The 8,632-nt window shown below is 68.4% G+C and carries 9 protein-coding genes and 1 pseudogene; 5 read left to right on the plus strand and 5 right to left on the minus strand.

The window, feature by feature from the left end; all coding sequences use genetic code 11:
- Positions 1-140 precede the first annotated feature (140 nt).
- From DMB66_RS66035 to DMB66_RS26080, 3 genes are all read right to left on the minus strand, one after another.
- Positions 141-446, minus strand: coding sequence for an FAD-dependent oxidoreductase (locus tag DMB66_RS66035; protein WP_125806753.1), 306 nt, complete (start codon positions 444-446; stop codon positions 141-143).
- A 222-nt stretch (positions 447-668) separates the two neighbouring features.
- Positions 669-1,361, minus strand: a complete 693-nt coding sequence (locus tag DMB66_RS26075) for a hypothetical protein (RefSeq protein WP_125806754.1) — start codon at positions 1,359-1,361, stop codon at positions 669-671.
- 197 nt (positions 1,362-1,558) lie between these two features.
- Entirely contained in the window at positions 1,559-2,080 is a 522-nt protein-coding gene (locus DMB66_RS26080; protein ID WP_125806755.1) for a hypothetical protein, read from the minus strand.
- A gap of 520 nt (positions 2,081-2,600) precedes the next feature.
- On the opposite strand from DMB66_RS26080, the gene DMB66_RS64035 reads away from it, so the two are divergent.
- The 5 genes and pseudogenes from DMB66_RS64035 (at position 2,601) to DMB66_RS26105 (ending at position 6,738) form a co-directional block, all read left to right on the plus strand.
- A complete protein-coding gene (locus DMB66_RS64035; protein ID WP_370319203.1) occupies positions 2,601-2,831 on the plus strand; it encodes a hypothetical protein in 231 nt (76 codons plus the stop codon).
- Between the two features lie 200 nt (positions 2,832-3,031).
- On the plus strand, positions 3,032-3,703 hold the full coding sequence (locus DMB66_RS26090) for a hypothetical protein (protein WP_125806756.1): 672 nt from the start codon (positions 3,032-3,034) through the stop codon (positions 3,701-3,703).
- A 13-nt stretch (positions 3,704-3,716) separates the two neighbouring features.
- Complete coding sequence (locus DMB66_RS26095; protein ID WP_158647362.1) at positions 3,717-4,727, plus strand: hypothetical protein; 1,011 nt, start codon at positions 3,717-3,719, stop codon at positions 4,725-4,727.
- Between the two features lie 145 nt (positions 4,728-4,872).
- A pseudogene (locus DMB66_RS64040) lies at positions 4,873-5,097 on the plus strand (IS110 family transposase); the annotation flags it as partial.
- 267 nt (positions 5,098-5,364) lie between these two features.
- Entirely contained in the window at positions 5,365-6,738 is a 1,374-nt protein-coding gene (locus tag DMB66_RS26105) for an MBL fold metallo-hydrolase RNA specificity domain-containing protein (RefSeq protein ID WP_125806759.1), read from the plus strand.
- A gap of 95 nt (positions 6,739-6,833) precedes the next feature.
- On the opposite strand, the gene DMB66_RS26110 is transcribed toward DMB66_RS26105, so the two are convergent.
- Both DMB66_RS26110 and DMB66_RS26115 read right to left on the minus strand, forming a co-directional pair.
- Positions 6,834-7,301, minus strand: coding sequence for a methyltransferase domain-containing protein (locus DMB66_RS26110; RefSeq protein WP_199752632.1), 468 nt, complete (start codon positions 7,299-7,301; stop codon positions 6,834-6,836).
- Positions 7,302-7,641: 340 nt separating this feature from the next.
- Positions 7,642-8,632, minus strand: a 991-nt coding sequence (locus tag DMB66_RS26115) for an ABC transporter ATP-binding protein (RefSeq protein WP_148112768.1), incomplete at its 5' end; no start/stop codon positions are given.

Raw genomic sequence — 8,632 nt, forward strand, 5'->3', positions numbered from 1 at the left:
GGGCCGTGGGACAAGAGCCTCTTTCGTGGCGGTCGAGCGGTCGCGGCCGGCTCTGTCTGATCGACTCATGTCGCCGTTGATCCGAATGGCCCCACCGGGCGGTAGCCGCACGGCAAGCGCGTCGGACGATTGTCCGGCGGCTACGCAGGAAAGACCCGCCGAGAGACACCTGAGCCCGCGATGGCCACTGCGTCGGCCGCCGCCGTAATGCCACTTTGGACAGCGCCGTCGTATCCCGGCCTGGTCGAAGAGATGTCAGCGGTTGCGCAGGCAAGTCGGCCCTCAGGTGCACGGAAGGCACCGAGATTTCGCAAATCGCCGGGCCGCAAGAGGCTCATGCCGCCCAGCGTATGCGGATCTGCGACCCAGTCGTGAGCGCGCGCCGCGACGATCTCTGCGCCAGGCAGAGGCAGGGTCTCGGTGAAGGCGCGGACGATCGCCAACAACGGAACTCCGGCTGCGAGAAGTCTGTGGAAGGACGCCTCGCACTACCGGAGTTCCGTTGTATCTACCCCGCCGCTACGCCACGCGTTACCCCAAACGAGTGATCCCCGGACACTGCCGGCCAGAGCGATTCACGGGTACAACAAGATCCACGATCTCAGGACGGCCGTGGTTCCCCGGGTGCCTCGGCAGGGTTTGGTATTGACGGCGGCACTACCGCGGAATCAGGCCAGCGTGTAGCCGAGGAGCCCTTCGGTGCGCTGGCCCTCGCAGTTGGAGTCGTTGGAATCGAAGTGCTCGGCGCCGACGATGCATCGGTACAGGCGCTTGGTGGCGATGCCCGCCGGTGGTGCCTGGTAGATGAAGCCCAGGCGGGTACCGTACCGGTGGCCCTCGCAGTTGACGTCGTGGGAGGTGAATGTGTCACGGGAGCCGCCAGCGCACTGGTACAGCACCACTGTGCCCGGCTTCTGTGCGCCGTGCAGCTTGCCGAGGCTGCCCTCGCGGGTGGCGCCGAAGGCACCCCAGGTGGTGCTGAGGTGTTCCCCGTTGCTGATGTAGCGGACAAGATCCAGCGTGTCCGCCACACTGAGGGGTTCACCGGTGCAGGTGACCCGCACCGTGTAGTGGTACAGGTTCTGAACCAAGAGGAACTCGGTCTGGGTTACGCGGCAGTTGCTGGTGTTCCAGTTGAAGCCCGCCCACATGAACGCGGTACGGGTGGCGTCCTCCTGTGCCGCCCTCTGGCTCGCGGAGGGTTCAGACACGCCCACGAAGGTGTTGCTGATCGGCCCGAGGGCGGCGGCAGAAGCGGGGCTTGCGGGTGCGACCGCAGCGGTGAGTGCGAGCCCCGCGGCAAAGGCGGTCACACTTGCCTGGCGGCCCAGACGTCCGAGAAATCGGCGAAGAGGCTTCATAGTAGATCCTTTCTTTCTGCTCCCCTGGCGGCGCCGAGGGATGGCTGATGAACGAATGGCTGAGCGGTGTCAACTCGATGCGCCGCACCGGGACACACCAGCAGGAACCCTCCTCAAGGGACCGACATCCGTACCGAGATGCGACCGGCCGCCGCAGCCCAGGCCAACGCCATCCCGGGCGGGTCTCCCTCTTGGCACTACGTGGTCGGGCGTGAAAGGCAGAGTTCCACGACCGACGGCCCAGAGCCGATGATGTTGGACATCAATAGACAAGGTTGGGGAAGCGTGTACCACTCCTCGCGAAGTCTGCGCCCCCACCGTTCGATGAAACAGTTCGCCCTGGGTGTCCGTGGCGGGATCTTGACGACCTCGATGCCCGCGGAGGCGAAGACCTCATCGAACGTGCTGGTGTGCTTGCCGTCGCGATCGCGGATCAGGAACCGGAATCGGGTGGTCACCTCCATCACGACCAGTAGGTAGAGCCGCTTGAGAAGGATCGTGTCGAGGTGGAAGAAGTCGATCGCCAGCAGCCCGTGAGCTTGGGCACGCAGGAACGTTCGCCAAATGGTGTCCACCGCTCGTGGTGCCGGACCGATCCGCCGAGCGGCGAGAGCGCGGCGGATGGTGCCCGCGCCGACGTGGTGACCCAACCGGATCTCGCCCCATCCGCCGCACATGTCGAGCATGACCTGATACCCGAACGTGGGGCCGTCGCTCACCACCGCCGCTGCCTACAACCCGCACCCGACCCGCCGGCCCCGGCCCACAGCACCGCTGAGGCCGAGACCGTCTCCCCGGCCGAGCCGGCACCAGCAGGATTACGGATGCAGCGCACCCGGGCCCGACACGCTGAGGTCCACGCCCTGCACCAGTAGGGACTGGGCGTCTACGTCATCGCCCGCAGGCTCGGCCTGGACCCCAAGACCGTGCGCCGCTATGCCGAGGCCGCCGACCCCGATCTGCTGCTCGGACCCAACGGCACCGCCCGCGACAGCATCCTCGACCGGTACAAGGGCTATCTGCAGCAACGCTGCAAGGACGGGATCACCGGCACTACCGAGTTGCTGGCCGAGATCCGCGCCCGTGGTTACCGCGGCGGCGAACGCACCCTGCGCCGCTACCTGATCAACCTGCGGGGCTGCGACCAGCCAACCCCGGCACCGCCACCGGTCCCGCACGCTCGGCGGCGCCCACCTCGAAGCCTCGGTCAAACAAGCCGAGCACGGCACCATCGCCGAGATCCGCTCCTTCGCTGCCGGCCTGCGCAAAGACTGGGACACCGTCACCGCCGGCCTCACTATGCAGTGGAGTTCCGGCGCGGTCGAAGGCAACGTAAACCGCATCAAAATGCTCAAACGACAAATGGTACGGCCGGGCCAACCCCGACCTCCTACGCCTCCGCATCCTCCTCGCCGACTGACATCGACCGGGCACGATCACCGAGACCGTGCCAGAGCCACTTCGCCCTGACTCTAATCCGCCTCCCATCGTGCCGGATCGATCCGTCGAGGACCAACGGCCCTATTGCGCACCGTGCGCCGAGGCTACATTGCGGGGGTTGGGGGCCGGACGTGTCCGCGTGAGTGAATCCCCACCCGCTGCCCGTCGCGCGTTGTGGCCACCGTCAGGTGCCGTCCGACCAGGTGTCGCATGCACGCAAGGAGGAAGCGATGTCCATAATGCTCAGGCCCGCACGAGGTTTGGTTCGGCTTCTCGCGATGGTGCTGCTCGTCTCCGGAGGCGCCCTCGCGTTGGCCGAGCCCGTCCAGGCCTATCGCCGGTCCACCGTCGGGGTCGTTCCGGGGTCGGCATTCCTGCAACCAGAGGACCTTGGTGGCGTGGCCGGCCGGCAGGTGGATGACGAGTACGCCAAGTATCTACGCCCTCCGCTGCCGGGCGGTGCCGCGCGGTATCGCAGCCAGGCGTCCCTCCGGGCTGAGGGCACCATTGTGATCGACTACCCGACGGCTGACTTCCACACCACGCTGGTCGAACACGTCGGCACCTACCGGGGCGCCGGTGCCGCACGGTATCTGCGCGAGCTGCGCCGTGCGCTGCCGCGCTGCGGCGGTCGCACCGATGAGGTGGGACAGTGGACGGTCGTGCGCACCGGCGTGGCCGGCCGGGACTCGCTGCTCATCCGGCTACGAGAGCGTTGGGAGTACCCCGACGGGCAGCCGCTCACCCACACCACGTACGTGATCGTCGCCCGCGTCGGCCGCGCCGTCGTGGTGCTGGCCGATCTCGGTTGGGAGTACGCCTCGGGAAACAGGGCCACGATCCAGCGGTTGATCGGCCCTGCGCTGCGCCGTGCGGCGACGCTCGGGCGGGCGGAGGTCTGAGATGGCTCGGATAGTGCGCATCCTGGTGGCAGCGACCTGCGCGCTCGTCGCCACGGTGGCCACCGCCGCCGGACCCGCGGTGGCCGGCGGCGCGGCGCCGCTGCCCCGGCAGTACCGGATGGTGCCGCTGGCCGGCGTGGACGGTGAACGGGCCGGTGCATTCGCGATGAACGACAGCGGGCAGGTGGTGGGTCAGTTCGAGACCGCGAGTCATGCCCTGCACCCCTTCCTGTGGCAGCGCGGGCGGATGACCGATCTCGGGGTCCTGGAATCCGGCCCGGACGAACGCGGCATGGCCCGGGATGTCAACACCCGCGGCGACGTGGTCGGTAACAGCGACCGCGGTGGCCGGCAGCGGGCCGTGTTGTGGCGGCGTGGCCACCTCATCGACCTCGGAGACCTGGGCAGCGGTTCCAGCTACGCCTCTGCCATCAACGACCGCGGACAGATCGTCGGCACGAGTTGGACCGCCGACGGCGAACCACGCGGGTTTATCTGGCAGCGCGGACGGATGCGCGACCTCGGTGTCGGCGGATTCACACAACCCCTTGACATCAACAACCGGGGTCAAGTGGTTGGCTGGTCCGGTCGCGGCGTGGAGGGACCACAGCACGCATTTCTGTGGCAACGCGGCACGGTGACGTGGCTGACGACCAGCACGATGAGCCGAGCCACCGCCATCAACGACCGCGGCGAGATCGCCGGCAGTGTCACCGACTGGACCACCGAGCCGATAAGCCGCGCCGTGCGCTGGTACCGCAGCAAGATGACCTACCTCGGCTTCTTGCCGGGCGGTAATGCCAGCGGCGCGATCGCGATCAACGAGCATGGCGTGATCCTGGGCAGCGGCAACGTCGCGCCGTTCTCGCTCGAGGAGCATGCGTTCCTCTACAGCCGTGGCACCATGCGAGACCTCACCTCGGCCGGCGTGCCGGCAGAAGTGGCCTACGGTGCGCACGACATCAACAACCGCGGTCAGTTGTTGATTGCCCTGGCGATTTACTTCCCGGTACGGGACCGTTAGCCGGGTCGGGACCTACCGTTCGAACCGCCCTACGGGTGGCGGACCGCCACCCGTAGGGCGGTCCGCCACGTACTGACGTTGAGGGCCCTGCTGATGCGTCTACTGCGTCGCGTCCCCCGGCGTGGTGGCGAAACATTTCCAGGATCAACTGCAGCACCCCGCCGTCCTGCAGCTGTTGTCGCAGTGCGGCGGCCGGGTCGGGATCCGCAAGACCGGCCGCACGAAACTCGCCGAGTTGGTCAGGAAACGCGCGCCGCGTATGGGTGCCCGCCTGGTCGAGCAGACCGTTACCGCCCTCGACACGCAGACCGTCGTGGTCCCGGGCACCATGGCGGCCGAGACCGTCCTGCCCCGACTCGCCGACAACCTGTCCGACCTTGTACCTGCCGAGAATGTCATCTGGGCAGGTCAGGCTGCGTGCTCGTACGCGCCGGACAGTGTATCCGGACGTCCACACGCCTCTACTGCCCTTGTTTGCCGGCAACACGCGCAGGAGCGGAAGATGCGTCATGGCCGCCCGCGGCTCGACCAGGGACGTTCGGCACTGGTCGCCGGTGCCCGGCCCGGAGCAGGGTGACAGGTGCGACGGCCGCAGTGGAGGAACGAGGGGGCAACAGTGAGATCAGCATCGGGCCAGGTGTCCCTTCAGTTCCTTGGTGCGGCCGGTACGGTCACCGGCAGCCGCTTTCTCCTCACGGCGGACCGGTCGCGGCTGCTCGTCGACTGCGGGATGTTCCAGGGTGAACGCTCGCTGCGACGGCGCAACTGGGTGCCGTTCCCCGTACCGGTGACCGACCTCAACGCCGTCGTTGTCACCCACTCGCACCTGGACCACGTCGGGTGGCTACCCCGGTTGGTGCGGCAGGGCTTCGCCGGGCCGGTGTACTGCTCGTCGTGGACGGCGCAGGTCGCGCCGATCGTCTTGCGCGACGCCGCCCACCTGCAGGAGGAGGACGCCCGGTACGCCTCCGGCCATGGCTATAGCCGGCACGCCGACCCGCGGCCGCTGTTCGACCAGGCCGACGCCGAAAAGGCCATCGGCCTGCTCCGGCCGGTGCCGTATCACCACAATCAGGTCGTGGCACCCGGACTGGCGGTATGCCTGATCCCGGCCGGTCACATTCTCGGCTCCTCGATCGTCCAGGTGAACGCCGGCGAGCGCAGCCTCGGGTTCAGCGGGGACCTGGGACGCGCGGATCATCCGCTGCTGGCCGGCCCGCAGGTGGCGCCCGCCGTGGACGCCATGGTGGTGGAGTCGACGTACGGAAACCGGACGCACCCGCCGCGCGATCTGGAGCGGCTCGCCGCTCCGATCCGGCGTGCCCTCGCCCGCGGTGGCGTCGTGATCATTCCGGCGTTCGCGATAGACCGGACCGAGGTGCTGCTGATGGCGCTTCGCGAACTCATGACGGCCGGCCGGCTACCCTCGGTTCCCGTCTTCGTGGACAGCCCGATGGCCCTGGCCGCGCTGCGGGTGTACCGGCAGGCGGTCCGGGAGGACGCCCCGGAGATCCGCCCGGAGATCCGGACACACTCCACCGATCCGTTCGACCCCGGCGATCTCCGGTTGGCGAGCACGGCGGAGGAATCGGCCAGGCTCAACGACCCGTCATCGCCCTGCATCCTGTTGTCCGCCTCCGGCATGGCCACCGGTGGGCGCGTCGTTCATCACCTGGCGCACCTGGCGCCAGAACCGCGCAACCTGATCCTGCTGCCCGGCTTCCAGGTGGCTGGGACGCGGGGTCGTGCCCTGCTCGACGGCGCGCGAACGCTGAAGATGTACGGCGGGTACGTTCCGGTGCGCGCCGAGGTGGCCGGGGTGGACGACCTGTCCGCACACGCCGACGCCGACGGCCTCCTCGCTTGGCTGAAGAGCGCGCCAGCCCCGCCCCGTACGTGTTATGTGGTGCACGGCGAACCACCCGCCTCGGCGGCCCTGGCCGCCCGCATCGACCGGGAACTCGGCTGGTGCGCGGTGACACCGCGGGACGCGGAGCGCGTGCTGGTGTGATGTCGGCGCATCCATCACTCACCGAGCCCGCCGTGCCCGGTGTGTCCGAGCCCAGGCGAACGGATGGTCGAAAACGTACCGCGCGGGCGGTGCCGTCACCGTTGTGGAGGACGAGGAGGCCGAGCCGCTCGCCGGTGGCAGGGGTGTCGCGGCGCTGCTGCGGCCGTAGCCGGGCGATCGGAACCGCAAGGGATTTTCGCCCCGGCTCGGGGAGCAGATAGGAGATGAGCGAGCCCGAGGCGCCCGGTTGCGGCGGCGACCGGGCCAGAGGTGTCCTCCGGGTTTGAGGATCCGGAAGATTTCGGCGAGTACGGCTCGTTGTCGGTGGAGAGGTTGATGACGCAGTTGGAGATGACGACGTCCACGGTGGCGTCGGGTAGTGGGATGGCTTCGATCTGGCCTTTGAGGAATTGGACGTTGGTTACGCCGGCCTCGGCGGCGTTGCGGCGGGCCAGGTCGAGCATCTCGTCGGTCATGTCCAGGCCATATGCTTTGCCGGTCGTGCCGACCCGGCGGGCGGACAGCAGTACGTCGATTCTGCCGCCGGAGCCCAGGTCGAGCACGACGTCACCGTGGTGCAGGTCGGCGATCGCGGTCGGGTTGCCGCAGCCCAGGGAAGCGGCGACCGCGTCGCCGGGAAGCTGGTCGCGGTCGGCGGCAGGGTACAGTCCGGCACCGACCGGCTTGGCCTGGTCGCCGGCGGTGTTGTCCTCGCAGCACCCGGACTTATGCCGGGTGACGGTCAGGGCTGCGGCTGCGTAGGTTTGGCGGACTTGTTCGTGCAGGTTCGGTGGGTTGTCCTGCTCGGTGGTCAGGTGATCCTCCGATCGAGGGGGTGATCCGGTGCACCGAGCAGGCCAGACGGATGAAGCAGCGTGTCGGCACTGGGTGAGCGTGCCCCGGCTATGCGGCCTGCGCGTCCGCGGCGGCGGCTGGTGCCGGTTGTCGGCCTCGGTTCGTCTTGGGAATGGCTTGGCCGCTGTCCAGGTCGAAGAAGTAGGCCTCGGTCAGGTCAACGGTCAGCCACAGCGGGTGGCCGATGGCCACGTCCGCGTCCTGCGGAAGCTTGGCCGTCCACAGCGGCGCGGCTACCGACTCGTCCACCGTCACCGGCACATCACTACCGGCGGCCGGGGTCGTGGTGCTGGATGCGACTGCTGCTCCTGTCTGAGGCGGCTCGAACAGGACGTGTTTCTCGTCGCCGAGCGACTCCACGCCGAGTGGGACGATCCGTATCGCCGTCGCGTTCGCCGGTCCGGCGGGGGAGAACGCCGCCGGCCGCAGCCCGATGATCACGGGCGAGTCGAGGTGCCGGGCGAGTCCCGGGTACCGGGCGACGGCGTCGGGGATTTCGAACTTCTGGCCGTCGAAGGTCACCGTGACGCGCTCGCCGCCGGTGGGTTCGACGGTGGCGAAGTTCATGCTGGGCGAGCCCAGGAATCCGGCGACGAAGCGGTTGGCCGGGGCGCGGTAGAGGTCCTGTGGGGTGCCGACCTGCTGAAGGCGGCCCTTGTCGATGACGGCGATGCGGTCGCCGAGGGTCATGGCCTCGACCTGGTCGTGGGTGACGTACACGGTGGTGATCCGATACCGCTGGTGTAGCCGGGCGAGTTCGGCGCGCATCGACACGCGTAGCTTCGCGTCGAGGTTGGACAACGGCTCGTCGAGTAGGAACACCCGTGGTTGGCGGACCAGGGCCCGGCCCATCGCGACGCGTTGGCGCTGGCCGCCGGAGAGGGCCTTGGGTTTGCGGTCGAGCAGCTCGGACAGGCCGAGCAGGTTGGCGATGTCATTGACCTGTTCGCGCATTTGTGCGGCGTCGACGTGGCGTAGCCGCAGCGCGAAGGCCATGTTCTGCCGCACGGTCATGTGCGGATAGAGCGCGTAGTTCTGG

The organism is Actinoplanes sp. ATCC 53533, assembly GCF_003947245.1.